Annotated in this window: 29 protein-coding genes; 13 read left to right on the top strand and 16 right to left on the bottom strand. The window is 42.3% G+C overall.

Going from position 1 to position 23,591, the window contains the following annotated elements; genetic code table 11:
- Positions 1 to 61 precede the first annotated feature (61 nt).
- From J2755_RS10650 to J2755_RS10640, 3 genes are all read left to right on the top strand, one after another.
- Entirely contained in the window at positions 62 to 454 is a 393-nt protein-coding gene (locus J2755_RS10650; protein ID WP_209683514.1) for a DUF2111 domain-containing protein, read from the top strand.
- A gap of 62 nt (positions 455 to 516) precedes the next feature.
- On the top strand, positions 517 to 1,419 hold the full coding sequence (locus tag J2755_RS10645) for a serine/threonine-protein kinase RIO2 (RefSeq protein WP_209683512.1): 903 nt from the start codon (positions 517 to 519) through the stop codon (positions 1,417 to 1,419).
- A gap of 3 nt (positions 1,420 to 1,422) precedes the next feature.
- Positions 1,423 to 3,396 (top strand): DUF460 domain-containing protein, encoded by a 1,974-nt coding sequence (locus J2755_RS10640; protein WP_342591088.1) that lies wholly within the window; start codon positions 1,423 to 1,425, stop codon positions 3,394 to 3,396.
- Between the two features lie 16 nt (positions 3,397 to 3,412).
- Here the strand turns inward: J2755_RS10640 and ablB are convergent, their stop codons facing one another.
- The gene (gene ablB / locus J2755_RS10635) at positions 3,413 to 4,240 is read right to left on the bottom strand and encodes a putative beta-lysine N-acetyltransferase (RefSeq protein WP_245312950.1); all 828 of its coding nucleotides are present in this window, start codon (positions 4,238 to 4,240) and stop codon (positions 3,413 to 3,415) included.
- Positions 4,240 to 5,547, bottom strand: a complete 1,308-nt coding sequence (gene kamA, locus J2755_RS10630) for a lysine 2,3-aminomutase (protein ID WP_209683508.1) — start codon at positions 5,545 to 5,547, stop codon at positions 4,240 to 4,242. The genes ablB and kamA overlap by 1 nt, the downstream gene beginning before the upstream one ends.
- Positions 5,548 to 5,793: 246 nt before the next feature.
- Between kamA and J2755_RS10625 the strand changes: the two genes are divergently transcribed.
- Entirely contained in the window at positions 5,794 to 6,210 is a 417-nt protein-coding gene (locus J2755_RS10625) for a DUF1801 domain-containing protein (protein ID WP_209683506.1), read from the top strand.
- A 20-nt stretch (positions 6,211 to 6,230) separates the two neighbouring features.
- Here J2755_RS10625 and J2755_RS10620 read toward each other — a convergent pair whose 3' ends face one another.
- From J2755_RS10620 to J2755_RS10595, 6 genes are all read right to left on the bottom strand, one after another.
- Positions 6,231 to 6,791, bottom strand: coding sequence for a hypothetical protein (locus J2755_RS10620; RefSeq protein WP_209683504.1), 561 nt, complete (start codon positions 6,789 to 6,791; stop codon positions 6,231 to 6,233).
- Complete coding sequence (locus tag J2755_RS10615) at positions 6,784 to 7,383, bottom strand: hypothetical protein (RefSeq protein ID WP_209683501.1); 600 nt, start codon at positions 7,381 to 7,383, stop codon at positions 6,784 to 6,786. Before J2755_RS10615 ends, J2755_RS10620 begins: the two co-directional genes overlap by 8 nt.
- An 18-nt stretch (positions 7,384 to 7,401) precedes the next feature.
- The gene (locus J2755_RS10610) at positions 7,402 to 8,007 is read right to left on the bottom strand and encodes an NYN domain-containing protein (protein WP_209683498.1); all 606 of its coding nucleotides are present in this window, start codon (positions 8,005 to 8,007) and stop codon (positions 7,402 to 7,404) included.
- Positions 8,008 to 8,136: 129 nt separating this feature from the next.
- Positions 8,137 to 8,541: a GNAT family N-acetyltransferase gene (locus J2755_RS10605; RefSeq protein ID WP_209683495.1), complete on the bottom strand. Its 405-nt coding sequence runs from the start codon at positions 8,539 to 8,541 to the stop codon at positions 8,137 to 8,139.
- A 61-nt stretch (positions 8,542 to 8,602) separates the two neighbouring features.
- Complete coding sequence (locus J2755_RS10600) at positions 8,603 to 8,917, bottom strand: DUF6951 family protein (RefSeq protein WP_209683492.1); 315 nt, start codon at positions 8,915 to 8,917, stop codon at positions 8,603 to 8,605.
- Positions 8,918 to 8,958: 41 nt separating this feature from the next.
- Positions 8,959 to 9,504, bottom strand: coding sequence for a ferredoxin domain-containing protein (locus J2755_RS10595; RefSeq protein ID WP_209683489.1), 546 nt, complete (start codon positions 9,502 to 9,504; stop codon positions 8,959 to 8,961).
- 96 nt (positions 9,505 to 9,600) lie between these two features.
- Here J2755_RS10595 and J2755_RS10590 point away from each other — a divergent pair, with 96 nt between their 5' ends.
- Positions 9,601 to 10,215: a molybdenum cofactor guanylyltransferase gene (locus tag J2755_RS10590; RefSeq protein ID WP_209683486.1), complete on the top strand. Its 615-nt coding sequence runs from the start codon at positions 9,601 to 9,603 to the stop codon at positions 10,213 to 10,215.
- Here the strand turns inward: J2755_RS10590 and J2755_RS10585 are convergent.
- The 4 genes from J2755_RS10585 to J2755_RS10570 form a co-directional block, all read right to left on the bottom strand.
- Positions 10,212 to 11,459: an MBL fold metallo-hydrolase gene (locus J2755_RS10585; protein WP_209683483.1), complete on the bottom strand. Its 1,248-nt coding sequence runs from the start codon at positions 11,457 to 11,459 to the stop codon at positions 10,212 to 10,214. The genes J2755_RS10590 and J2755_RS10585 overlap by 4 nt on opposite strands.
- 16 nt (positions 11,460 to 11,475) lie before the next feature.
- A complete protein-coding gene (locus tag J2755_RS10580) occupies positions 11,476 to 13,686 on the bottom strand; it encodes a DNA topoisomerase I (RefSeq protein WP_209683480.1) in 2,211 nt (736 codons plus the stop codon).
- Between the two features lie 78 nt (positions 13,687 to 13,764).
- Positions 13,765 to 14,214: a TIGR00725 family protein gene (locus tag J2755_RS10575; protein ID WP_209683477.1), complete on the bottom strand. Its 450-nt coding sequence runs from the start codon at positions 14,212 to 14,214 to the stop codon at positions 13,765 to 13,767.
- A 20-nt stretch (positions 14,215 to 14,234) separates the two neighbouring features.
- The gene (locus J2755_RS10570) at positions 14,235 to 14,747 is read right to left on the bottom strand and encodes a DUF367 family protein (protein WP_209683474.1); all 513 of its coding nucleotides are present in this window, start codon (positions 14,745 to 14,747) and stop codon (positions 14,235 to 14,237) included.
- 323 nt (positions 14,748 to 15,070) lie between these two features.
- On the opposite strand from J2755_RS10570, the gene J2755_RS10565 reads away from it, so the two are divergent.
- The 4 genes from J2755_RS10565 (at position 15,071) to J2755_RS10550 (ending at position 17,798) form a co-directional block, all read left to right on the top strand.
- Complete coding sequence (locus tag J2755_RS10565; RefSeq protein WP_209683471.1) at positions 15,071 to 15,412, top strand: DUF5518 domain-containing protein; 342 nt, start codon at positions 15,071 to 15,073, stop codon at positions 15,410 to 15,412.
- Between the two features lie 45 nt (positions 15,413 to 15,457).
- Complete coding sequence (gene sfsA / locus J2755_RS10560) at positions 15,458 to 16,186, top strand: DNA/RNA nuclease SfsA (RefSeq protein WP_209683468.1); 729 nt, start codon at positions 15,458 to 15,460, stop codon at positions 16,184 to 16,186.
- Between the two features lie 154 nt (positions 16,187 to 16,340).
- Positions 16,341 to 16,976, top strand: a complete 636-nt coding sequence (locus J2755_RS10555; RefSeq protein ID WP_209683465.1) for an ABC transporter ATP-binding protein — start codon at positions 16,341 to 16,343, stop codon at positions 16,974 to 16,976.
- 21 nt (positions 16,977 to 16,997) lie between these two features.
- The gene (locus J2755_RS10550) at positions 16,998 to 17,798 is read left to right on the top strand and encodes an ABC transporter permease (RefSeq protein ID WP_209683462.1); all 801 of its coding nucleotides are present in this window, start codon (positions 16,998 to 17,000) and stop codon (positions 17,796 to 17,798) included.
- 44 nt (positions 17,799 to 17,842) lie between these two features.
- Here the strand turns inward: J2755_RS10550 and J2755_RS10545 are convergent, their stop codons facing one another.
- The 4 genes from J2755_RS10545 to J2755_RS10530 all read right to left on the bottom strand — a co-directional run bounded on the left by J2755_RS10545 (position 17,843) and on the right by J2755_RS10530 (position 21,188).
- On the bottom strand, positions 17,843 to 18,355 hold the full coding sequence (locus tag J2755_RS10545) for an HDIG domain-containing metalloprotein (RefSeq protein WP_209683459.1): 513 nt from the start codon (positions 18,353 to 18,355) through the stop codon (positions 17,843 to 17,845).
- A gap of 2 nt (positions 18,356 to 18,357) precedes the next feature.
- The gene (locus tag J2755_RS10540; RefSeq protein WP_209683456.1) at positions 18,358 to 18,852 is read right to left on the bottom strand and encodes a transcription factor; all 495 of its coding nucleotides are present in this window, start codon (positions 18,850 to 18,852) and stop codon (positions 18,358 to 18,360) included.
- A 125-nt stretch (positions 18,853 to 18,977) separates the two neighbouring features.
- Positions 18,978 to 20,132, bottom strand: coding sequence for an ATP-grasp domain-containing protein (locus J2755_RS10535; RefSeq protein ID WP_209683453.1), 1,155 nt, complete (start codon positions 20,130 to 20,132; stop codon positions 18,978 to 18,980).
- A gap of 15 nt (positions 20,133 to 20,147) precedes the next feature.
- Positions 20,148 to 21,188 carry a 60S ribosomal export protein NMD3 gene (locus tag J2755_RS10530; protein WP_209683450.1) on the bottom strand — a complete coding sequence of 347 codons (1,041 nt, stop codon included), beginning with the start codon at positions 21,186 to 21,188 and terminating at the stop codon, positions 20,148 to 20,150.
- A gap of 310 nt (positions 21,189 to 21,498) precedes the next feature.
- On the opposite strand from J2755_RS10530, the gene J2755_RS10525 reads away from it, so the two are divergent.
- From J2755_RS10525 to J2755_RS10510, 4 genes are all read left to right on the top strand, one after another.
- The gene (locus tag J2755_RS10525; protein ID WP_209683447.1) at positions 21,499 to 22,176 is read left to right on the top strand and encodes a DUF2162 domain-containing protein; all 678 of its coding nucleotides are present in this window, start codon (positions 21,499 to 21,501) and stop codon (positions 22,174 to 22,176) included.
- 19 nt (positions 22,177 to 22,195) lie between these two features.
- Positions 22,196 to 22,819: a MotA/TolQ/ExbB proton channel family protein gene (locus tag J2755_RS10520; RefSeq protein WP_209683444.1), complete on the top strand. Its 624-nt coding sequence runs from the start codon at positions 22,196 to 22,198 to the stop codon at positions 22,817 to 22,819.
- Entirely contained in the window at positions 22,816 to 23,175 is a 360-nt protein-coding gene (locus J2755_RS10515) for a DUF2149 domain-containing protein (protein WP_209683441.1), read from the top strand. The genes J2755_RS10520 and J2755_RS10515 overlap by 4 nt, the downstream gene beginning before the upstream one ends.
- Before the next feature lie 132 nt (positions 23,176 to 23,307).
- On the top strand, positions 23,308 to 23,591 hold a 284-nt coding region (locus J2755_RS10510; RefSeq protein ID WP_209683437.1), incomplete at its 3' end, for a hypothetical protein.

The raw sequence follows: 23,591 nt of genomic DNA, 5'->3' as shown, positions 1-23,591 counted from the left end.
ATCTCATTATGGGCAAGGACTATATTTTCTTGAGTCCAATAATACTCAAGAGGTGGAATTTATGATATGCTTTAAGATATGTGAAGACTCAAGGGCACAGGAACTGGAGCCGATAGCAGAAGCAGTTCACTCTTTATTGGGTTTACCTGTTACAATTCGAAGTCTGAATAATGTCGGAATAAGGATGGAACGCGGTGAGGTAGTGGATTGGGAGTATTCTGGTCCGGTTCTGGAAGAAGTCCTGAAGACTCATGAGACAATTCGAAAGGTTCCAACTGAAGGTGTATACAGAGGTAAGGCAGTTGTTGTTTCTCCAATAAAGACACTTAACGGGGATGTAGTAGGTGCAATCGGCGTTGTGGATCTTGTTGCAGCCCTGGATATATTGTCAGTATTCCGCGAATATCCTGATATAATAGATGAAGTTGAAGAAGCACGGAAGCAGCAATGTTAATTCAGATGTTCTTGCTTTTTCCAAAAAACATTTCTAAACAGAAGCTGTAATTGCAGATTACTATGATCAGTGATGTGGTCAAGGTCTTTAAGGAGCTTGACAAAAAAGATTTTAGAATACTCAATGGTATTGAGCTTGGTATGCGAACCCATGAATGGGTTCCTGTAGAAGATCTTCTTTCTTTTACAGGTTTTAGCTACGGAGACCTTGAATATAAACTCAGGAAACTCCGGCACTATAACTTTGTGATAGCTACTCATACTCCTTATGACGGGTACCGGATTTATTTTGAAGGTTATGATGCTTTAGCTCTGAATGCGTTTGTAAAACGCAACGTCATATGTGCTATTGGGGATGAAATCGGAGTAGGTAAGGAATCTGTTGTACACGAGGCTATTCGTGAGCCAGAGCTTGCCATAGGTGATTATGAGCCTGCGATTGTTAAGTTTCACAGGGAAGGGCAGACCAGCTTCAAGTCGGTAAAACGAGCCCGAAGTCATCTGGAGGGGAAGGAACATTTCTCCTGGATTTATGCTGCAAGGCTTGCCGCCCAGAGGGAATATGAAATTATGAAAAAATTGTCTCCGAAGGTTTCTATTCCAAAGCCTATTGATTGCAACCGCCATGCTATTGTTATGGAAGTTGCCAGCGGTTCTATCCTCGCTAAAACCCGCCTGGGCGATCCTCTACATTACCTGAATGAAATTCTCCAGCAGGTAGCGAATGCTTATGGAGAAGGCATTATACATTCGGATTTGAGTGAATATAACATATTTGTGAGCACAGAGGGAGTTCAGCTTATTGACTGGCCACAGTATGTAACACCTGCTCATCCTCATGCAAAGGATCTGCTCCTCAGGGATATTTCCAACATTCTTACACATTTTGAAAAGAAGTACGGCATTCAGACAGATGCCAATGCGATATATGATGATTTAACCTCCGGGAATGAAGTCCGGATATAATAGATGAGCATGAAAAGTCGTGTCATTTATGGGATTGATATTGCGCGGGGCTCATCACGCTCCAAGCAGGCTGCACGTTACGCTTTAGTGATACTTGACAATGATTCTGTTACATATCACACTATGATCAGCCTGCACAGGATACTGCGGATGGTAAGACAAGATGTTCCTTCTATAATAGCCGTTGATAATATTTTTGAGCTGGCTCCTGACAAGAAAACTCTTGTTCACATTCTTGACGGGCTTCCTTCGGACGTCAAGCTTGTGCAGGTAACCGGTGGAATAAAGCAGGAAGGACTTTTGCATCTTGCCCATAAGAATGGATTGAATTTTGATCCCAAAGACCCGATTGAGGAGGCTGAAGCCTGCGCCCGGCTCGCTGATATGGGTGTGGGATGTGAAGTCTTGCTTTTCGAGGATGTTACCCGGATAAAAGTGAGTCGTTCCCGTTCCCTTGGTCGCGGTGGGTGGAGCCAGAACAGGTATCGTCGGAAAGTCCATGGTGCTGTTAAGGTGAAGAGCCGGGAAATCGAAGCCACCCTGAAACGGGCTTCTAAGGAGCGAAATTTCACATTTACTACTAAGGCAGTGGAAGGTTTTGGGGGGTATGTCCGCTGCGAGTTTATTGTTTATGCCAGAAGATCTTCTGTACCTGTGTCCTCTTATTCGGGTTCTGATGTGCAGGTAAAAGTGACCAGTGTTGTAGGGGATAAGATCCGTTACAGAAAGCTTAAAAGTTCCGGCAGGATGCCTACGATTGTCGGCATTGATCCAGGGACTACGGTTGGAATTGCCATTCTCTCCCTTGAAGGGGAACTCCTGTATTCAGGCAGCTCTCGCGGAATATCGTTTGATGAAGTTGTGAAACTTATTGCAGATTACGGGAAGCCTGCGGTTGTGGCCACTGACGTTTATCCGATGCCTGATGCGGTTGAGCGTGTCAGGAGAAGTTTTAACGCGATTGCATATTCCCCGGGTGCCGAAATTCCGGCGGAAGAGAAAATCGCAATGGGACGTCCATATGATTATTCCAATGATCATGAGCGGGATTCCCTGACAGCAGCCGTTTCTGCATATAAGAAGTACAAGACTCTGCTTTTGAAAGTTGACCGAAAAACTCCTACAGATGTTGACAAGATCAAAGTCAAGCTAAAAGTAATTCAGGGTTTGTCGATAGGTGACGCTATAGAACAGGTCAGAAATGAGGATGTTGTTCGGCACACCCCGGTTTCGGAGTCTGTTGAATCACGCAGGGATGAAGGGGAAATCCGTAATCTTGCTGAAAACCTGAAGAAGAAAATTGAGGAACTGGAGGAATTGCAGGAATATATTGGTGAACTCAAGGCTGACATTGAGTCAAAGGATGAAAAAATCCGCAATCTTGAGAAGAAGATAAAGAAGATGCGTGAAGCAAGTTATGAAACCATCCAGCGGGACAAGGAAATCCGTATCAGAAATGAGCATATTGCCCGGCTGAAAAAGGATCTTAAGAGGTCAAAGAAGAATCTCCTTAAATCCAGGCAGCTTACCAAAAAGCTCAAGCAGATAAAAAAGCTGGAGAGCACCGGAGAAGGTATCCCGATAAAGGTTATTTCTTCATTTACCGCTGAAGCCATAAAGCACATTTCAAGTCTTTACGGCCTTAAGAAAGGGGATGTTGTTTTCCTGAGAGACCCAAGTGGGGGAAGTGCTGTCACAGCTACTACTCTTGCGGATTTTGAGGTTCGGGCAGTTCTTGTTCCAGACAGTGTGGCACATGCTGCGGAAAAAGTGTTTTTTGAGAGGAATGTGCCTCTGTTGCATAAGCTGGAAGTCAAGGTTGTAGGTGATTTTGCTGTTGTGGCCCCAGACGATTTAGACGCAGCAATAGCAAAGTGGGAAGAGTCTGCAGCAGAGCGTAGGCACAAAAAGGAGGAAGAGGAACTTCACCATCTTGTGGATGAATACCGTAGTGAGAGGCGGCGTGGGATCGTTTGAAAAACCTCCAAAAAGGTTAAAGGCAGCGATACCAGATATTCATACTTTCAATATCGCCTGATATATTGGTATTATTAATCAGTCTGCCACAATAATCATATCCACATTTTGCAAAAACGATATTCATTCCGTCGGAACTCGCTCTTGCAATGGTATACGCAGTCTTGATGCCTAATATTTTCATCTCTTTATCCATGCTTATGAGCAATTGTGAAGACAGCCCCTTTCCACGAAAATCGGACAAAGTAGCAAAATCTGTCATTTCCACATTTGAGTGTTCATAATCTATTTCAGCCGATGAGAGTGCAACGATTTTCCCATCTTTGAAAACACCGAAATAAATTATATTCTCTTCCATTGTTTTTCGCAGATAATCCTGATCATGTATGGGAAACGGATATGTTTCAAACGTTTCCTGATAGACATCCGCCATATTCTCAATATCCTCTTGCGTACATTTCTTTATAGAATATCCGGATGGAAGACTGGAATGTGAAATCTCTTCTTTTGACAGAGCCGTCTCTATAACGTTTTTATGCATTTCATTCAGTCTGTTAATGCTTCTTTCAGGATCAAGAAACTTGCTCATAACAACTGCATCTTTTATTCCGTCATAGTATTTCGGTATTGACGCTTCACAAATATATCCTCGTTTGCAAAACAGTTTTTTGAATGATTCCGGTACTTTTGTGAATATCTTAGAATAGTGCTTTTGCTCGGCAAGGAAGTCCATTTTATCCATGATTGAAGGTATATCTGAAGGATCTAATTTCATAAGATAGACCCGATCGTTATACTTGCCGTGCTGGATAACAGAATTGCCTATTTTTTCAATAGTATCCATCAAGTCCTTCTCTCCATTCTTTCAGTGTTTTTTGGGACAAGGCTTGTAGTATCGTCGTAGTCTGCAAGCAGTTTTGCAATTCCGGTTCCTTTATACTCGGTTGCATCATCCAGTTTAAGCTGCAGGTGACAATCATTGCATTTCCGGTCACAATATGTCTGTGTGTATGAATCCGGTTCTTTGTAACTGGTAATGATGCCTTCATAGTTACGCAGAATCACACGATTTGTGGACCATGATACAATATAATTTGGCATTACCGGTATTTTTCCTCCTCCATGGGGAGCATCGATGACATAGGTAGGAACCGCAAACCCGCTTGTATGGCCTATCAGGTTTTCCATTATTTCTATGCCTTTTCCCACCGGTGTCCTGAAATGTGACAGGCCTTCTGAAAGATCACATTGATACAAATAGTAAGGTCGCACCCGATTTTGAACCAATTTATGAAGCAGCTTTTTTATAATTCTCGGACAATCGTTTACTCCTGCGAGCAGTACCGTTTGATTTCCTAAGGGTATTCCGGCATCTGCGAGTTTCCTGAGAGCTTCTCTTGAAGAGGCAGTGACTTCCCGGGGATGATTGAAATGGGTATTTAGCCAGATAGGATGGTATTTTTTCAGAATTCCCACCAGTTCATCCGTAATCCTGTATGGGAGTACTACAGGCATCCTGCTGCCTATACGTATAACTTCAACATGTGGAATCTGGCTTATCTCTGAGAGTATCCAATCAAGGTATTCGTTCGGTAGCATCAAAGGGTCACCGCCGGATAGCAAAACATCCCTGACCTGCGGGGTATTCCTGATATACTCGATGCCCTTGATTATTTTCTCTTTTCCGGGTATGTAGTCGATGTCTCCAACTTTTCTTTTGCGGGTGCAGTGGCGGCAATACATGGAGCATACATTGCTGATATGGAATAGTACCCTGTCAGGATACCTGTGGGTAATCCCTTCAACAGGACTATCCTTGTCTTCAGAAAGCGGATCTTCAAGTTCATCCGATAATACAATAAGTTCGTCAGGTGAGGGGAATGATTGCAGATAAATCGGATCATTTCTGAAATCATCGGCCTCGATGAGGGAGAGATAATACGGTGTAATAGATAATGGGAATAATTCCAATGTTTTTTCGACCTTCTTTTTTTCTGCAGGCTCAAATTTGATTCCAAGCAGTTTTTCGAAGGTTTCAATATCCTGAATTGAATGTTTAAGCTGCCAATTCCAGTCTTTCCATTTAGTTAAAACTTCTTCAGGATCAATTTTCGATGCTATTTCTTTCTGCTTTTTGCTGTTTTTTTCCATTAAAATACCACTGGCCAAGTTTCGGCTTGAAGATTGTATCTATCTTTTAAATCCAAATTCTGGAATAAAATAGGGAACTGAATTCCGGGTCTGATAGATTTTTTTGTCAATTTTTCGTTGACGGTAGCCTATAAAATAAAATACCCCAGGTAGCTTGTAGTGTTTTTATAAAATTGGCCGAATCCCTATATACTTTTCCCCTCATATGAAATAATAAGTAGTTCAAAAAATAGGCGGGGTTTGGAAATGGCAGAACTGAAAACCAGAAAGAATGATGCGAGTGTCGAGGATTTTCTCAACGGCGTGGAGAATGAGAAGAAGCGCAATGATTCCCTTGAAATCGTGAAAATGATGCAGGAAGTGACAGGTGAGGAACCTGTCATGTGGGGAGACAGCATCGTTGGTTTTGGCAGTTATACGTACAAGTACGCCAGCGGACGCACGGGAGACTGGATGATGGTCGGCTTCTCCCCGCGCAAGCAAAACCTGACGCTCTACATCATGCCCGGTTTCGACCAGTATGATGAGCTTCTGGGCAAGCTCGGCAAATATACTACCGGCAAGTCCTGTCTGTATATCAAAAAGCTGGAAGATGTGGATCAGGATGTGCTACGGGAGCTTGTGAAGCAGTCTGTGGAGTATATGCGAGAGACGAGTTTGTGAGAACAAAAAACCAGTCGGAATTATTTTGTATCTATTACATTGCGGTCGCGAATTGCAACCAATAACTCCAATAGATCATTTGAAAGTTCCCTTCTGGAGATAAAAGTGTCCTGTGAAACTCTCCACGCAAATCCTAAATCCATATGAGTATAGGGATATGCAATCGGTGCATCAGTATCTTCGTGTGATCTTGCTGGTTCGAATTTTGCAAGAGGGATTCTGATTCGTTCAAAATTCTTTTTTACTTTTTTTACCCTTGCATTCAAATCTTCATCCAGCAACTCTGGATCTCCACCACGATTTTTATCCACGCGTTGATCTATTGAACGTACTATTTCGTAGGCCCCAAGTACCCATAAATATGAAATCATGATATGTTCATTGTACTCCATATTTTCTTCATCTGTAGAACCCGTTGAACCTGTTTTTGCTATCAATTCACAATACATTGTATCATTAAAAATCAGTTTGCGATCTATTTGGCCAATTCCGTGGACAACAGGAACCATAAATGGTTCAATTTCAGAAAGTGCATGCCCACCATCAACCCATTTTTTATATCGCTCAAATAAATCATTCATCTTTCTTTTTCCCCATCAATTTAATTATTGTATAGGAGACGACTAGCAACAAGATGCCTACTAGAAGAGTTTGGACATATGAGAATCCTTGCTTTTCATGTAGAAAGACAAGAAGAATGGCTATTGCAACAAATATGGTCATCCAAATAAGAATTGCAATGAAATCATAGCGGTTGACTTTCTCAAAAAATGAAACATTCTCGACGTGGATATCCGGTGTTTTTTTGACAAGCGAAATTAAGAATGAAGTTAAGTAGTAGGAAAAACCCAAAATATATAACAAAGAAACTGTGAAACTAAAAACAGAATATAACAAAAGATAATCAAAGCTAGCATATATCCCATCTGACACAAAGTAAACTAGTGACGCATTATAGATCTCAGTAATGAAAACAATAAGAGTGAGTATTAAGAAAAGGCCTTTAAAAGAGTCAATTTTTTCATCAAATGCTTTCACAGATATTTTGTAAGATCCAGAAATCTCGTATTTGTTAATACTTTGAAGAACCAAGACAAAAAAAGCAATAAATATGCCATATAATGCACCTACAGTTTGCATTATAGCAGAAGGTAGCCAGTTTGGATCAACCATCTAAATCATCCATTCCTTTCACTCATCTTGGGGAATCGGTTCAAAGTATATGTTATCTAGTAAATGGAATTGATCTACTTTGTTGACCAACTTTTTGTTCAACCCATGTGAAAAAGCTGCCAGATATACTTGTTTTCCCATCCGAATTGCTTCTTTGATTATTGGTAAATAATCTCCATCACCTGCAAATAAATAAACAGTATCAATGTTGTTATTGTATACTTGAGACAAGATATCTACAGTCATTTGGATGTCTACGCCTTTACTTTGCGCTGATTTCTTTGGCTTTTTAAAAACCACTGGGTAAAGGTTGTTTGGGAGGCGAGACTTATCGGGTTTCATATATGCCAAATTCTTGATTTTGTCTACTATCACTTCGTAGGTCTCATCAGACCCTGTAAAATAAGTATAATAGTTCGCTCTGATAATTTCATGGAGCTGTGGATTGATCACTGAATTAATATTCCAAACAAAGACGTCTTGTTCATGTTGAACAGATGGAGTAGGTCTCCTTCCATTTTTTAGTGAACTCTGGTAATTAAAGACAAGATTTTCTCCATCGACAAATACCATCATTCTTCTGTAAGAAGGAGTTGGCTGTGATCCTCTTGACGTAGTTAGCATTGTAAATTCACCATACTTAGAAAATAGTATGGTGAAACACTGGTATATATTTTATCATTATGTTTCAATTTTGTGTTTTGTGAGTCATCCAGAGTGTTGACGTCACAATCTCTGAAAAATCATCAGAAATTAGTGTTCATCACCGTCGTAAATCCACATGGGGACGGTTTTTCCGGCTCTCTCAAAACCACAGGCCTTATAAAAATCCACAGAATTAACATCGGATGTTAGCATTTGTTGATGGAAACCACTGTACTTTTTCGACATTACATCCATCAATTGTTTTCCAATCCCACTTCTTTGATATTCAGGTAAAACCAAAAGATGTGGATAGTATACCACTAAATGGCCATCTGAAATCGCGTTGGCCAATCCTACTAATTTCTCTCCATCCCATGCAGATACCAGGGAGTGTGAATTCATTAATGCTCTGTAGAGTTGCTCGGGTTTTTGGGCGGAAGACCACTGGTTGGCTTGATAAAGTGAAATAATGCTTTCTTTCGACATTTCAAACGTTTCTTTTATTTCAATCATATTGCTGTCACCCTTATGCTCCCCTTCCTTTTTTTCAGTAAAGTGGTATTCTTTTCAAAGCTTACTTGAACTCAATGCTCATACTTCCTGCCTTTTCAGCCAGGGATTTTGCCAAAAATCCAGCTTCTACTCTGCATAGATTGAGAATACCACAAGGTACCAGACAGTTAGAAGAACATTTAGCTTCCTTTGCCTTTTCCATGACATAATTCTCTTTGATATCAAGAATTTCCATCATTGGAATCTCCATATGTGACATTTGTTGGATCTTTTCACAGGGGGATTCGATATCAACTATTATTTTTCCGTCTTTGAGTTCTCCGTGGATTTCATGCACAAAATCGCATATTGTTGAATTAACTGTTACATCTGTCATCTAATCACTCCCCTAAGTATATCCTTATAAAAAACTAAACCTTACTTCCGATCAAAAAACGGATTCTTCCCGCTGATACTCAACGGCATTCCTATTGCAACATCAGCATCAATCAGACCTGCCTGTTTTGCAGCTATCCCGACCGTGTACATCAGGCGGTTATCGATGCAGAGATCCTTGGCTTTTGCTGCGGCAGCTCCCAGGGCAATTCCGAGATCGATATGCTTGAATGCACAGATGGGTCCGTTGTAATCGTAGGTGAGTTTATCCTGTGCTGCCAGCTCGCTGCACTCGGCATATCCACAGGCTCCGCAGTTTAAGCCTTCGATGCCCGAGCTCTTGACACCGATTACAAGCAGGGCATCTGCCTGCCTGACATTTCCTGCATCCCTTTTGAGGAAAGCAAACTTCTCTCCCTTCAGGTCTGCAAGCTCTTCCATTTTGGCTGCTAATTTCTCCCGATCTTCGGCTTCTGCAAAAGCCGTAACGATGTCATCGATACCTTTTGCTTTGGGTGCGGTGCGGGCGGCTGCGAGGATAAGTGCTGCCACTGTTTCCATTTCGTTTTTCTCGTGGTTCAGTATCATGGTTTCAGATAAGTTGTCTCTACGTTTAATTTTTTCTTTGTGCTCTTTTTCAGCTGGCAGAAATATTTAAACCCGGAAGTACAAAGGAGCAAGCACATGCAATTAACATCCCTCATCCTTGCAGGTGGAAAAGCGGAGAGGCTGGAGAATCGGGAGAAGGCTCTCCTGCTTCTGGATGAAACTCCGCTGTTGACAGTCATCACGGATTCCCTGAAAGCGGTCAGTTCCGAGATAATATTTTCACTGCGGGATGAGGATCAGAGGGCTTTGCTCTCTCCATTGCTTCAGGACTCGAAGGTTGTATTTGACAGTTTCAAGGGCAAGGGGCCACTCGCCGGAATTCTTGAAGGTTTTAAGGCAAGCAGCAATGACTATGTTTTTGTCACAGCCTGCGACATGCCCTTTGTCAATCTGGACGTAGTTGAACATCTTTTCAAGGCTGCACAGGGACATGACGCTGCCCTTATTCGCAAATCCGACGGACGCTTCCAGTCAATCTATGCTGTTTATCGTGCAAGATCCATGATCCCGGAAATTGAAAAATGTCTTGCTGAAGGAAAAAACTTCATCCTTGCGCCGGTTTTCAAGCTTGATGACGTTGTTGCCGTGGACATATCTGAAATCAGTAAAATAGATCCGGATCTCAGATTCCTTGTAAACATCAATACAAGTCAGGATCTTAAAAAAGAGGGAATAAGCATCGTGGATTAATCCACGATGTAAGTTTCACTGTTTTCGGGTGCGTATGCTTCAACTCCGTGAGTCTCAGCAGCCCATTCTGCGAAATCCTTTGTACTCTGCCCGTCTCCATGCATGGCAATCACGGTTTCAGTTCCATTGCGGCAGAAATGATTTACAATTCCTTTCAGTTCCTTCTCTCCGCAGTGTGCTGAAAAGTCATACTGCTCAATCTTTGGCTTCAGGTGCATAACACGGTCGTTATTTTCAATCATTCCCTTCTCAATGGCGAGCCTGCCGTTTGTGCCTTCAACCTGATACCCTGTAAGCATTATTTTGGTTTTCGGGTTGTCGTAGAGTTTTTCCAGATAGTAGAGAATAGGTCCGCCGTTCAACATTCCTGCTGTGGTAACAATTACAGAATTCTCAAGTTCTACCTGCTTTCTTTTTGCTCCGGTAACCATTGTGGCGTTTTCAAAAGCCCGGCCCAGCTCCTTTGGGTTCCGTATCGAATCAGGGTGTTCCATCATTTCTTTAAACATCCTGACACCCATTCCGTCAACATAGGCAGGAATGCCTTCGGACTGGAGCAACAACATAATTTCCTGCGTCCTGCCGATTGCAAAAGCAGGAATCAGGACAGTTCCGCCAATATCAAGGGTGTCATAAAGGGAATCTATGAATCTTTCTTCAGTTTCTCTTCTTGGAGGGTGATCAACTGAATAATAGGTACTTTCAATAATCAGTGTATCAGCTTCAGGAAATTCTTTAGCTCCACCCACAAGCCTTGTGTCTGTGGTGCTGATATCTCCTGTGTAGAAAAGACTCTTGCCATCAGGTTCCTCAAGATAAATACCACAGGCACCGGGTATATGACCCGCATCATAGAACTGTGCATCATACCCGTGGGTTCTGAAGCTCTCTCCTGCGTCTATGAGCCTCGTTCTCTGGGCCATAACCTGCAAATCCCGCTCATCATAAGGAGTGGGAATGCCACGATCTTCTGAAATCTTCAGAGTATCCTTTCCCAGAATCTGTGCAAATCTGGAAGTCATGGGCGACATGAATACTTCTGGATGCAGATCCATCAGGTTCGCAACTGCTCCACAGTGATCAAGGTGACCATGTGAAACCATTACTGTCTTCGGGAAAATGCCATTTAAAGGATATTCCGGATAATCTCCGGGTTTGATTCCGTAGTCAAGCAAAATCTCTTCATTTACCAGGACTGCGGATCTTCCTACCTCTCCGCTTCCCCCTTTAAAATCAAGTTGCATTTGAGTAACCTCCCCATTAAGTTATGATCTCTTGCCATTTTATAATTTTGCCAATAGGTAAGTTGGTATTTTTTGCAAGTTCCCTTGGATCCTCTTTGATAAGTTCTTCAACGGTGTTGATTCCGGCAGAGTTTAATTTTTCAGCAGTAACCTTCCCGACTCCGGGGATATCATTGATAGTTTTAGGTTTATCTTCTGCCTTTTTCTCTTCTTTAGAGGAAGCTTTCCATTCAATATAATTGCAATAAACGCATCCCAGATCCCAGGCCCTGCGCTTCCCGGTATTAATTTTAATGTGGTACAGGCCATGTTCTTCGCACTGCTTGTCAGTTACGAGAATATTGCCGCTCTTAGGGAGAGGCAGCGAGAATGTGCAATCAGGATACCCGTTGCAGCCGATAAACCTTGAACCTCTCTTAGATCTCCTCACCATTAATTCAGAACCGCATTCAGGACATTCGCCTATGATCTTATCTTTGCGCAGTCCCTCCCTTAATGCTTCGGAGATGTTTTCCTGATTTTCTTTCAGCTCATCAAAAACAGAATTAAGCATGGTTCTTGATTCCAGAAGGACTTCGTCTTCACTGACATTGCCTTCCGCAATGCGATCCATGTCTTCTTCAAGTTTGCTCGTCATGTCATGCTTAGTGATTGTTGGAGCATATTTTTCAAGGGCTTCAACGACAGCATAAGCGGTTTGTGTTGGCTGAAGCGGATTTCCATGCACGTAGGAACGTGAATACAACTTGCTGATGATTTCGTGGCGTGTTGCCTTTGTTCCGAGTCCGAGATCTTCCATTATCTTAATGAGACGACCCTGTCCGTATCTTCCCGGGGGCATTGTTTCCTTGTCCAGCATTTCCTTTCCTGAAATCGGAAGTGTTTCACCCTCGGCAAGTTTTGGAAGCAACCTGTCTTCAGGTGCATTGTAATGGTAGTACCAGCGCCATCCTTCTTCGATAAGACGTGCGCCGTTTGCCCTGAATTCCTCGCCGTTGACATCAAAGCGAGCTTTGATTGTTTCCCAGACGGCAGGTTCGGCAAAAGTAGCAAAGAACCTTCTTACAACCAGCTCGTAAACCTTCCATTCATCTTCTTTGAGCTTGGATTTGCTGGCAACAGAGGCCGGGAAGATTGGAGGGTGGTCAGTGGTCTCTTTTTTGCCCCTTGTGGGTGTGAGCTCCTTTTTAGCAAGTAACTTCGTAGCATATCTACTGAAAGCCCCTTTGCTGAACATCTCGATTTGTGCCCTGAGATCAATTGATTTCGGGTATACGGTATTGTCAGTCCTAGGGTATGAAATAAAACCGTTAGTGTAGAGTGATTCAGCGACTCTCATGGCATTTGCAGGTGAAAAGCCTATGGAGTTCGCTGCCCTGATAAATTCAGTTGTATTAAATGGAGTTGGAGGCTGGTCCTTCTTTGACCCGGTTTCAACCAGTGAAACAACAGCTTCCTTCCCGATTTTTCCAAAGGCCGCTTCAGCTTCATCCTTGTCCCAGAATCGTGCAGTGGAATGTTTTGTGGTGAAAAGTTCCCCGTCTTTTTTGAGGGTTGCATAGATTTCCCAGTAGGGTTGTGGAACGAACACATCACGCTCTTTTTCCCTGTCCACAATAAGCGCAAGGGTTGGGGATTGTACTCTTCCCACTGAAAGGAATGATTTCCCAAGGCGCATAGCTGCAAGGGAAATGTAGCGTGTGAGGGCTGCACCCCACACAAGATCGATTACCTGCCTTGAGTGGCCTGCGTCTGCGAGATTAAAATCAATTTTTAAAGGGTTTGCAAACGCTTCTTCAATTGAGGATTTTGTAATTGCACTGTAAACAACCCTGTCAAATTCAATGTCAGGATTAACTTCCTTGACGATATCAAGAGCTTCCACACCGATAAGCTCCCCTTCACGATCGTAGTCAGTAGCGATGGTAACTTTAGAAGCTTCCCTTCCCAGCTTTTTCAAGGCACCGACTATTCTTGTGTGAGTTGGCGTGGTAATAATATCAGCATCGACAAGTTCTCCGGCATCCACTTCCTGCCAGTTATTGTACGCACGGGGAAAATCAACCTGGACTATATGTCCGCTTAATCCCATGATGACTTTTTCGTCACCATCATCAAACTGATATGTATCAATACCGTTAACACGCTTGTTGTCCGGCTTCCCGGGACATAGGATAGACGCTATTCTTTTTGCAGCAATGTGCTTCTCGGCAATTATTAAATGCATTGAAAACCCGTAATTTTTGTTTTAAAAGCACTTGAGTGACAAATATCATTTCATATAAACTTATTGTGCCAATTATTATCATATGAATGAAAAAGCTTTTTCAACAGCCTTTTCAGGAGTGTCCACTGGATAAGTTCCCTCAATATTCCATTGTGATTTCAGGCAGACAACTTTCTTTCCCATTGCAAGTGAAAGTGCAATTTCCGACAATGTACCATATTCCCCTGCAACTGCAATAAGCACATCAGCAGACTGCGCAATTATTGCATTTCTTCCGTGTCCCATTGAAGTGGTTATTACAACCTCAACGTAATCGTTTGCGTCCGTTGGTTTGTCCGTCGGAAGTATTCCGACTACAGTCCCACCTTCTTTATTGCATCCCCTTGATGCAGCTTCCATAACTCCTCCGAGGCCACCACAAAGCAAGATTCCTCCACTTCTTGCAATTTCCCTGCCGACTTCCTCTGCAAGAATTGAGATCTCCTCACTGCATTTTCCCGCTCCGATAACTCCTATATGAGGTTTCATGCGAAAAAAATCAGATTTGATTACATATAGCTCTTCTGCATTTCTACAACCTCATGGCTGTTTTTTGCAGAAGCATAATCCTCAAGGGGTTCGTGGTTTAGTTCCAGGAAAGTAGGTCCCCATTTGAATTTGGAAAGAATTTCTTCTGCCTGCTCCCGGGCATCCATGATGTAGAGGGCAGCGGCAAAAGCTTCCGCTGAATTCAGCTTGAACGGTCTTCCAAAATTTACGGGATTTGCAGCAACAAGATAGGGAAGTGCACGATGCTTAAAGTTTCTTTTAAGCAACATCGGGAAGACTTCTTCGACTGTTTCCCACGAGCAATCCAGCACTACAATGTCCCTGGTATCCATATCTTCCTTTGAGATGGCTTTCTCGGCAAAAGGATCCAGTAATATGGAATATTTTGGAATGGAATTCACTTTCTCATGAATACGTGCCAGTTCAAACTTTTTCAGACGTTTTCCGGTGCACTTTTTCGGATTGCACTGGTTTGCATGATAAACGTGAAGCCTGTAGTTACTACGCTGCATCTCAAGCTGCTATATTAAAAGAAGAGTATTTGAGGTTTTGTGAACCCCGGAAAATCCGGGATCCACAAGAGGTGGTTGTATGATATATTGCCCAAATATGCTTTGGGAAGAGCAGAATGTTATCTGCCTTTAGATAACTCGTTCCTCTTTCTATTTAAGTGTTAACGGTGTAAACGTGATGTTGTTTTTGAATTAAAGCAGTAGCAGTCAAAATCATCAGCTGCTCGGGAAATATGATTTTCACTTTCAGATATCCGGGTTTCTTTATTTCCGGAAAAGTTTATTATTTGATATGAGTAATCCTTGTAAAGAGGCAGGTTAAAATGGGTATTGTAAAAGGTGCAGTAATCTCAATGTTGATTACTATTGTTCTTTATCTTGTTCCGTATGTGAACGTAATTGCGGCTTTTATCGGGGGATTCGCAGGTGCTTACCTGGAAACAAAAACAGCGGGTGAAGGATTGAAAGTCGGTCTCTTAATGACAGTGCTGTTTGCAATACCGTTTGTAGCTCTTCTCGCGCTGCTTGGTCCAAGTTTCGCCAGCGAATGGTTGCCCGGAATCATCGCCTTTGTGGGAGTAACCTTCGTTCTTCTTGGGGTGGTTTTTACCGGCATTCTCGGAACCCTTGGAGCAATGCTTGGTGGCTATGTTTCAAAGGAATGATGTTTCGAAGTTAATTATAAGTCACATTGCCCCGGTCTTTCGTTAATGGCCAAATCACTGAGATCGATGGATGTTCTTGAAATTGGATGGGACGTCGAAGCTGTTCTTCTGGAACGTCCGAATCGTTTTCTTGCAATAGTAGACATCCCGGTCGCAGGTCTCGAAGAAGTTCCCGTCCATGTTCATGATCCGGGGAGACTTGAAGATATTCTCTATCCCGGAAACCATCTTTTGTTGAAAAAAGCCAGCAATCCAAATCGTAAGACCGGTTGGGATGTCATTGCGGGTCGCATCGGTGAAAACTGGGTTCTGATAAATTCCGCTTATCACAGGAAAATTGCAGAATGGATTTTTTCCAAACCAAATATATCCCCGCTTGGAGAAATAGATTCTCTTGCTGCTGAACAAAACCTCGGGAAAAGCCGGATTGATTTTCTGGCAGAAAAAAACGGGGAAAAATGGTGGATTGAAGTCAAGGGCTGCACATTGGCAGAAAATGAAAACGCACTTTTCCCGGATGCTCCCACCCTTCGCGGAAAGAGGCATCTTGAGGAGTTGGGTGAAGCAGTTAATAACGGTGACAGGGCAGCGATTTTCATACTGATTTTCCGCGAGGAAGCCAAATGTTTTTCTCCGAATGAAAAAATAGATCCTGCTTTTTACAACACCTTCTATGACGTACTGGACAAGGGCGTTGAAGTATATCCCTTTGTATTCGGTTTTGAAAAAGGAACTATCAGGTACAAAATGACAATAAAAACCTGCAAACGCTAAGAAATCTTTTTTTGGTTGCTTCAGGTAAGAGTTTGATTATCCTTCTTATCGAGTCACAAAGAGCCCAATAGATTGTGTTTTTCTATATATTCTATTGGGTAATAGCTTTAATATAGCTATATTCCAATTTGATGGTAGTTTGAATGGTGGATACATGGGTCAGGAATTAATCCAGTTTGAATCAATTTCAGTTTCTTATTCTGGAAAAAAAGTGCTTGAGGATTTTAATCTCTCGGTTTTTGAAGGAGAAAAAATTCTTCTCAAAGGGAAATCCGGGTGTGGCAAATCCACTCTTTTCAGCTATTTGATGGGGTATTCAAAACCCGATTCAGGAAATGTGTTTTTCAACGGAAAACCCCTGAGTCCTTTGATTGTTGGAAATGTCAGGACGAATATTTCCTATGTTCCTCAAAATGCTGATGTTGCAGAAGGGAATATCAGGGATTTCATCAACAACATTTTTTCTTTTTCATCCGTATCTGTTTCTGCGGATGAGCAATCTGTCTCGGATATTCTTTCAGAGTTCAGCCTTGATAATTCTGTTTTAGATAAGGATTTTTCTGATCTTTCCGGTGGTGAAAAACAACGTCTTCTTCTTGCAGTTTCTATCCTTCTGGACAGGAATGTTTTCTTACTGGATGAACCGACATCCTCGCTTGATTCTGACATGAAAGAGAAAGTGGCAGAGTATTTCACAAAAAACCCCTCTTCAACTCTTCTTATTGTATCACATGATCCCCAGTGGGAAAAAATTGTGGATAGGGTTGTGGAAGTTGGAAACAAAGTTTAAGGGTTCAGGAGATATTAACAGATGGAAATCCAGAATATTGGTGTTACGGGATTTGTATTTTGCAGCCTCTTACTTTTGATTTCATTTGCAGTAAGCTATTATCTCAAGCTTGGTGTCATCAGGTATATTACCGTAACAATGTCGAGAATGGCTTTTCAGCTTTTCCTGATTGGCATGCTTTTGACAGTTGTTTTTGACATCAACAACTCCGCTGTCAATCTGATATGGGTTTTTGTAATGCTCTGCTTTGCGTCCTATACGATTCTTGATTCGGCGGATCTGCGTGTGAAGACCTTTATTGGTCCCCTTTTCATTCTTTTTTCAGTGTCCAATATTCTGGTTCTTCTTTATTTCGACGCATTTGTAATTGAACTTGAAAACCTGTTTGAGGCCCGTTATTTGATTCCGATAGCCGGAATGCTTGCAGGAAATTCACTGAGGGCAAACATAGTTGGATTAAATGATCTCTATAAGTCGGTCAGTACGAATGAGCATCGCTATCTTTACCGCCTTGGTCTTGGAGCAACCCGACAGGAGGCACTGTTGCCATATGTCCGTGAGAGCATGAATTCCGCGCTTCGTCCCACATTTGCAAACATGGCTACCATGGGGATTGTTTTTCTTCCGGGGATGATGACCGGTCAAATTCTGGCTGGTGCAAGCCCTATTCTTGCTATAAAATACCAGATCACAATAATGATTGCCATTTTTGTAACAACTATTCTTGGTGTCTTGATCTGTCTGATGGTTTTTGTGAGACTTGGGTTTGATGATTATCACATCTTAAAACCTGATCTCAGTAAGACCAAAAATAAATCCTGACCTTTTAATTAAAAAGCCAGTTGAAAGAAAAAATTTCCAAATTATCAGAGTTTAGCAATACCGAGTTCATCGGCAAGTGAAAGCACACGTTTTATGGATTCAGGGCTTGCACCCTTTTTCTTCATTATACTGGCTCTTTTGTCGATGCCTATCTTTCTTGTACCTTTCACAAGATTATCTGCATGGGCTACGATTTTTTCCTCAATGGAACGTGGGATAAAATCCTCTTCAGGTAATCCCAGCTCCTTAGCATCTTCTTTTGTAAGGCCGGCTCCGATATGGTTTCTGATGATTTTTACAAGCCGCTCATCAAGTCCTAATTCTTTAGCCATAAGGGTGCCTTCATGGGCATGACTTATATCGTGAATCCGTGCGCGTCCCAGATCATGCAGCAGCCCCCCGACTCGTACAAGCTCAATATCAACCTTGTCTCCACGGGATTGTAATATCTCCGCAATCTCTACTGACACTTTTGAGACTTCGATGCAATGCTCTATTACGTTTTGGGCAGCTCCTTCTTTTCGAAGGATTTCCAGAGCATCATCAAAAGAGATCATGATTAGCTTTCGGCCAACGCTTCCAATCGTTTTTTGAGAGCATCAACAATTATCTGGTTATCCTTGAATTCAAGGTCTTCCCCACACATGGGGCAGAGGAATTCCAGATCTGCTGCATCGTTAAAAAGAACCCTTATATGACCTTCAGGACACACGTAAAAAACATTTCCTTCTTCAAAATCAAGGCGGGTCTGCAGGTTCTTAATCAGCTTACGCTGCTCTTTTGAAAGCTGGTTGTTGATATCATCAAGATCGAGTTTCCAGAGGTACGTAAGCCATCCGCTGCTTGAATCCCTTTCGCGACGACAGACGGCAAGTTTGTTCTCATTCATAATGAAAAGGTTTCTTCTCACAATGTTCAGAAGCACCTCGGTAGCTTCGGCGATCGCTTCATCAGTGACCTCACCTTCAGGCATGTTTTCTATTATCTTGATACCTTCTTCTCCAAGAAGCTGGAGTAAATAGCCGCGCACAACAGGGTCATTTAAATCGATCACAGTCACTCACCTCATAAGTAAAGAACAATCAGTAATACCGAGTTCTGTCTTTTTGCTATGATTAGTATTTATAGTTATGGTTTTGCAGAGCGTATTTGCGATTGCATAAAATCGATGTCCCAATATCAATTATTCAACTTTGAATCGTTTCGGACAGTTTGGCAGGCTGACTGTAGATTTTCCATAAGTTCCTGCCTGTTTTGTCCCGTTTCCAATATTGACAAGAATGGTTCATCCTGCTCTGCAATATGATTGCTTTTTGGGATGTCGGCAAGCTTTGTAACAATTTCCCATTTTCCAGGTCTTTCTCCAACTTGCAAAGGCTGGCCGTCAACATAAATAATGGCTCTTGCAGCAAATCGATTTTCTGTAATTTCCGCCGGAAGAATCCCTTCAAAGGATCTTATATGAGTTTCAAATAGATTCAATCCGGTTGCCATTTCAATGCTGTCCAGACTTCCCTGGAAACGGGCGTTTATTTCCAGGACAATAGGACCCTTTTCCGTGATCAGGAAATCTACTCCGTTTGAGCCTACCAGTTCAAAGTGTGTGCAGAGTTTTTCGGATATTCCCATCATTTCATTCTTGTATGGGGTATCAAAAGGAGTAATATTGCCACAGTATGCAAAAGGCATTCGTGTAAGCCATGGGATGCCGATAAGCTGTTCGTTTACAGCTATTGCCCTGGCTTCTGTACCAGTGGAGATGACTGAGACACTTGCCGGAATTCCTGTTACGAATTGCTGAAGAAGCAAGTTTTCTTTTGACAGGTTAGGGTTGATGCTTCCAAGCTCTTCAATTGCATTTTCGAGTTCATTTTCAGAGTTTACAACACGATTGAAAACTCCTCCGCCCCCTGTCTTTGGCTTCAGAATCATAGGTTTTTTAATTTCAGGATGAGATCCTATGTTCCAGGTTTCGGGATGTGGGATTCCGATTTCATTCAATTCATCAGCAAATTGCTTCTTATTGGATACTCTCATTATCGAGTCAAGGCCGTTATTCCTGACAGGGCAATCAAAAATAGTCCTGTCGAGTGTTTCAAAACCGGATCCCAGTACTACAGCATCAAAGTCAACATTGAAATTCCTGATAACCTTTGATATTCTATCAGGCTCAATGTCACGCACGTCTTCTTCGCTGAGCTCGTAGCATTCCTGTGCAAGTTCCTGCAGATCCTGATCACAAAAAGCGTCAATTGCGTAGACTTCGTAGCCTGCCCGATGGGCTGAACTTGCAATGTTACGACTGCTAAACCCAATAACAAGAATCTTTTTCATAAGCAACTTTTCCGTTTATGGCAGGGGAATAATGCCGACTTCAGTTTTGAGTACGGGGATCTCACTTCCTCCCTGACCGGAAAGGAAATAGGGTTTCTTGATTGTGATGGTCTGGTAAGTTTCCGGGTCAAGGATCATGGCAGTGTCATCTTCGATAGCAACGAGAACTGCTTTGACAGAATCCCTTTCGTTGCCGAGGAATTTTGCTTCGCTAATCTCGTCATGGGTCATGAGCTCCCTGTCACCCGTCACCAGATCAATTCCTTTGACAACTTTTTCGGAGATTTTAATCTGGATATTTTTCCCATTAAGATTTACCACATCGCCTTTCCTGTACTGGGGCAGACGCATCGAAAAGGTGACCCTGTAGATATTTTTCCCGTCTTTCATCCCGAAAAGAGTGGGGGACTCGGTGAAGCTTCCTCCCATTTCCGAAACGATGGCTTTGCAGACATTCCGGGTGGCGTGAGTTGAACCGATATAGAAATCGCTGCCTTCTTTAAGGTCAAGTGAGTTGGAGAGGAAAGCGAGTTTGTCTCCTTTCTTTTGAAGGCGATCAAGATTTGAGTATATAACAGAACCTGCTTTCTTCTTTTCTTCCTCAGAAATTTTTCTGCCAGCAGCTCTTAGCTGAAGGATTCCTTCAAAATATCCTGCGGAAATACGGCTACAGGTATCACATGCGTTACGCTCAATGCGAATTTCCGTTTCAACCTCGTCTTCGACAGGCATTCCATTGATATCTGCACTAATGTAAAATTTGATACGATAAATATAAGGGCTGACTTTCACCGGCTCAACATTCAGTTCAATATTTTCAGCCAGTTCATGGATAAAAAGTTCCTTTTCAGCAGTCTCAATTGCAGTATCTTCTATCTGCTTTCCATCAATCCATCGCCCACGCTCAAGGATTGCGTCGCATTTCGGGCAAACAGTGATATGCATCACTGGAGCAATTTGTGCAAGTGTGAATGTCTTGAAGAAACATTCATCACATACATTATTGTATAATTTATCAGCGTTTTTCCCGCACTTCGGGCAAATTACTTCGTGCATTGTTGCAAAAAAGTATGTGGTTGGATATTAGTCTTTTGTGTGGATTACAATTTCAATGAGCTATTTCATTCGATGGATTTTGTTATCCGGACGGATTACATGTATAATCCATTTGCCAATTCTTAAGTACCATATACCTTTTTTTTAGGATGGATCAAGTTAAATTGCTTATTTGATCCACATTGTGGCATGAGGTGGTTATCATGGGACAACTAAAACGTTTAGATATTCAATTTAATTTGCATAAGCCAGCATCGAAGAACGATTGTTTCTTTTTAAATCTGCTACTTCAGTCTTATGAGGTATAACGATGGATATTCTTGCCCTCAAAGTTATCGGGGTCCTTATTTCCATTCTTGTATTCGCAGTTAAAGCGGGTATAGGGTGTGGATGTTCTACGATTCATAAAAGGGACATTCTGCTAATAGCATCCAGCTATCTGGTAATGGCTACTATAATAGGAATAATACTGACACGTGTGGATATATCCTACCTAATGGAAATCTCAAGTGCGGGAATTGCAATTCATGCCTTAATGGCACTGCTGCTCATAGGTGTAGGTGTTTATACTTCCAAGAATTGGCACAGTGGAAAAGATGTTTCCCATCGCACTTTTGCACTTCTTTCTATTCCCTGTCCGGTTTGTCTTGCGGCTCTTTTCATATCTATTATGCTTCTGGGTTCATCTCTTGAAACAAGTACTGCAATTCTGGGCTTTGCTGTAGGCATCGTCTTTTTTGCAGCGGTAATTGTTTCCTCACTAACCCTTCGAAAGCTGGAAAAGGGCCCGGATACCCTTGGCAATATCATGACTTTCCTGGGTATTTTCTACATGCTTGGTGCAATCATAGCTCCTGCGTACATGAAGACAAAACAGATGGGTTTACCGGAATTTGTTGGGCCGGAAGTTGAGCTGTTTCCCTTTGTGGGATTTGCTTTACTAATTACAATCGGATTTGGCTTAAACAGGCTAAAAACACAATCTTGATTTTAGGAGTAATTAAAAAATGGCAATTGAATCATCGCTTTTCCAGATAATGTATACAGTATCTTCGTCCTTACTGTATCCTGTAGTTATCCTCCTTTTACTTGCAGTTGTTTTCTCTTTAGGACTTATAGGGGAATTCATTTCCGAATATGCCAGAAGACATCGTAATGTTGCACAGCTTGAACAGGTTGGAAAACAAGTCGAGAAGAGTATCTTCGACTCTGATTATGGGTCGGCATCATCTGCTCTTGATAAAATCAATCAGAATCATCTTGTAACTTCTTTCGCAAAGGATGCTGCAAGGCATCTGGGGGAAAACGTTTCAACTTCAATTGACTGGCTTTCCGAGGAATATGAAGTCCGCATGACGAAGAATCTTGAGTATACTAAGATTCTCTCTACGGTGGCCCCGATGATTGGCCTGATGGGAACATTGATCCCTCTGGGTCCTGCTCTTATTGGACTGGCTGAAGGGAACATCCTGCAGCTTGCCAACAATTTAATGGTTGCTTTTGCAACAACGGTTCTCGGCCTTTTTGCGGGTGTTGTGGGTTACGTCCTGACACTGGTGCGCAAAAGGTGGTACTGGCAGGACATGGCTGACATCAACTATCTCCTTGATTGCATGGAGGTAAAAAAGTGAGTCGGGGCAACAACAGACGAAAAGGCTTGCTGTACGAGGGAGATGAGCAGAACCCGCTTACCGGCGTTGCAAATCTTTTCGACATCGCAATGGTTTTTTCAGTAGCACTTCTGGTGGCACTTGTCATGTCTTTCCAGCTTCCTGAACTCCTTTCGCCTACCGAGGACATTACAATCGTTAAGAATCCCGGTCAGGAAAATATGAAAATTATTGTTAAAGAAGGTGCAGAGATTGAGGTTCTCAATATGACTCAGCAAATAGGCGGTGGAACAGGGGAAGCTCTTGGTACGGCTTACCAACTGGCGGATGGTCGTGTGATTTATGTTCCCGAGTCGGGCAATGAAACAGGAGGCTAATTATTTTTTCCATATGAAAACAAGTATGTTTGTTATGTGAGAAATTAAAATTGTGTTAATTAAATTGATGGTACATCCCGGGGAATGGCTGGTAACCTTGCCGGGATGCACTGCATATCATCGGGTGATAATATGCGTACGAAGAAAGGTGGCTTATTAGCTATAAGTATAATGTTGTTGCTGGCGCTTTCGGTGTCAGCGGTATCGGCTGAAGAATATGATAACATGGAGCTCGTTGCCAATACAACGAGTAGTGAATATGGTGATTACAGTTTCAATGACGTTCCCAATGGCAATTATGCGATTGTTGCACTTCAGCACGTGTACTCTTCCAGTTCATCTACCTGGAAATGGTATACCAACACAACTGAAATTGTGATTGAGAACGGTGAGCCTTTATCAGACTTTGATTTACG

The organism is Methanohalophilus levihalophilus, from assembly GCF_017874375.1.
GTDB lineage: Archaea > Halobacteriota > Methanosarcinia > Methanosarcinales > Methanosarcinaceae > Methanohalophilus > Methanohalophilus levihalophilus.
Note: the sequence above shows the minus strand (reverse complement) of the source record. Positions and strands in the feature narration are given on the sequence as shown.

Coding starts and splice junctions, on each gene's coding strand:
- J2755_RS10575 (WP_209683477.1), bottom strand. CDS start 14,214: ATGAAACCTCATATAGGAGTTATCGGAGCGGGAAAATGCAGTGAGGAG.
- J2755_RS10565 (WP_209683471.1), top strand. CDS start 15,071: ATGGGTATTGTAAAAGGTGCAGTAATCTCAATGTTGATTACTATTGTT.
- J2755_RS10570 (WP_209683474.1), bottom strand. CDS start 14,747: ATGCAGCGTAGTAACTACAGGCTTCACGTTTATCATGCAAACCAGTGC.
- ablB (WP_245312950.1), bottom strand. CDS start 4,240: ATGGATACTATTGAAAAAATAGGCAATTCTGTTATCCAGCACGGCAAG.
- J2755_RS10645 (WP_209683512.1), top strand. CDS start 517: ATGATCAGTGATGTGGTCAAGGTCTTTAAGGAGCTTGACAAAAAAGAT.
- J2755_RS10600 (WP_209683492.1), bottom strand. CDS start 8,917: ATGACAGATGTAACAGTTAATTCAACAATATGCGATTTTGTGCATGAA.
- J2755_RS10605 (WP_209683495.1), bottom strand. CDS start 8,541: ATGATTGAAATAAAAGAAACGTTTGAAATGTCGAAAGAAAGCATTATT.
- J2755_RS10620 (WP_209683504.1), bottom strand. CDS start 6,791: ATGAATGATTTATTTGAGCGATATAAAAAATGGGTTGATGGTGGGCAT.
- J2755_RS10555 (WP_209683465.1), top strand. CDS start 16,341: ATGGGTCAGGAATTAATCCAGTTTGAATCAATTTCAGTTTCTTATTCT.
- J2755_RS10590 (WP_209683486.1), top strand. CDS start 9,601: ATGCAATTAACATCCCTCATCCTTGCAGGTGGAAAAGCGGAGAGGCTG.
- J2755_RS10530 (WP_209683450.1), bottom strand. CDS start 21,188: ATGCACGAAGTAATTTGCCCGAAGTGCGGGAAAAACGCTGATAAATTA.
- J2755_RS10595 (WP_209683489.1), bottom strand. CDS start 9,504: ATGATACTGAACCACGAGAAAAACGAAATGGAAACAGTGGCAGCACTT.
- J2755_RS10615 (WP_209683501.1), bottom strand. CDS start 7,383: ATGGTTGATCCAAACTGGCTACCTTCTGCTATAATGCAAACTGTAGGT.
- J2755_RS10550 (WP_209683462.1), top strand. CDS start 16,998: ATGGAAATCCAGAATATTGGTGTTACGGGATTTGTATTTTGCAGCCTC.
- J2755_RS10520 (WP_209683444.1), top strand. CDS start 22,196: ATGGCAATTGAATCATCGCTTTTCCAGATAATGTATACAGTATCTTCG.
- J2755_RS10625 (WP_209683506.1), top strand. CDS start 5,794: ATGGCAGAACTGAAAACCAGAAAGAATGATGCGAGTGTCGAGGATTTT.
- J2755_RS10585 (WP_209683483.1), bottom strand. CDS start 11,459: ATGCAACTTGATTTTAAAGGGGGAAGCGGAGAGGTAGGAAGATCCGCA.
- J2755_RS10580 (WP_209683480.1), bottom strand. CDS start 13,686: ATGCATTTAATAATTGCCGAGAAGCACATTGCTGCAAAAAGAATAGCG.
- J2755_RS10640 (WP_342591088.1), top strand. CDS start 1,423: ATGAGCATGAAAAGTCGTGTCATTTATGGGATTGATATTGCGCGGGGC.
- J2755_RS10535 (WP_209683453.1), bottom strand. CDS start 20,132: ATGAAAAAGATTCTTGTTATTGGGTTTAGCAGTCGTAACATTGCAAGT.
- J2755_RS10545 (WP_209683459.1), bottom strand. CDS start 18,355: ATGATCTCTTTTGATGATGCTCTGGAAATCCTTCGAAAAGAAGGAGCT.
- J2755_RS10650 (WP_209683514.1), top strand. CDS start 62: ATGATATGCTTTAAGATATGTGAAGACTCAAGGGCACAGGAACTGGAG.
- sfsA (WP_209683468.1), top strand. CDS start 15,458: ATGGCCAAATCACTGAGATCGATGGATGTTCTTGAAATTGGATGGGAC.
- J2755_RS10525 (WP_209683447.1), top strand. CDS start 21,499: ATGGATATTCTTGCCCTCAAAGTTATCGGGGTCCTTATTTCCATTCTT.
- kamA (WP_209683508.1), bottom strand. CDS start 5,547: ATGGAAAAAAACAGCAAAAAGCAGAAAGAAATAGCATCGAAAATTGAT.
- J2755_RS10610 (WP_209683498.1), bottom strand. CDS start 8,007: ATGCTAACTACGTCAAGAGGATCACAGCCAACTCCTTCTTACAGAAGA.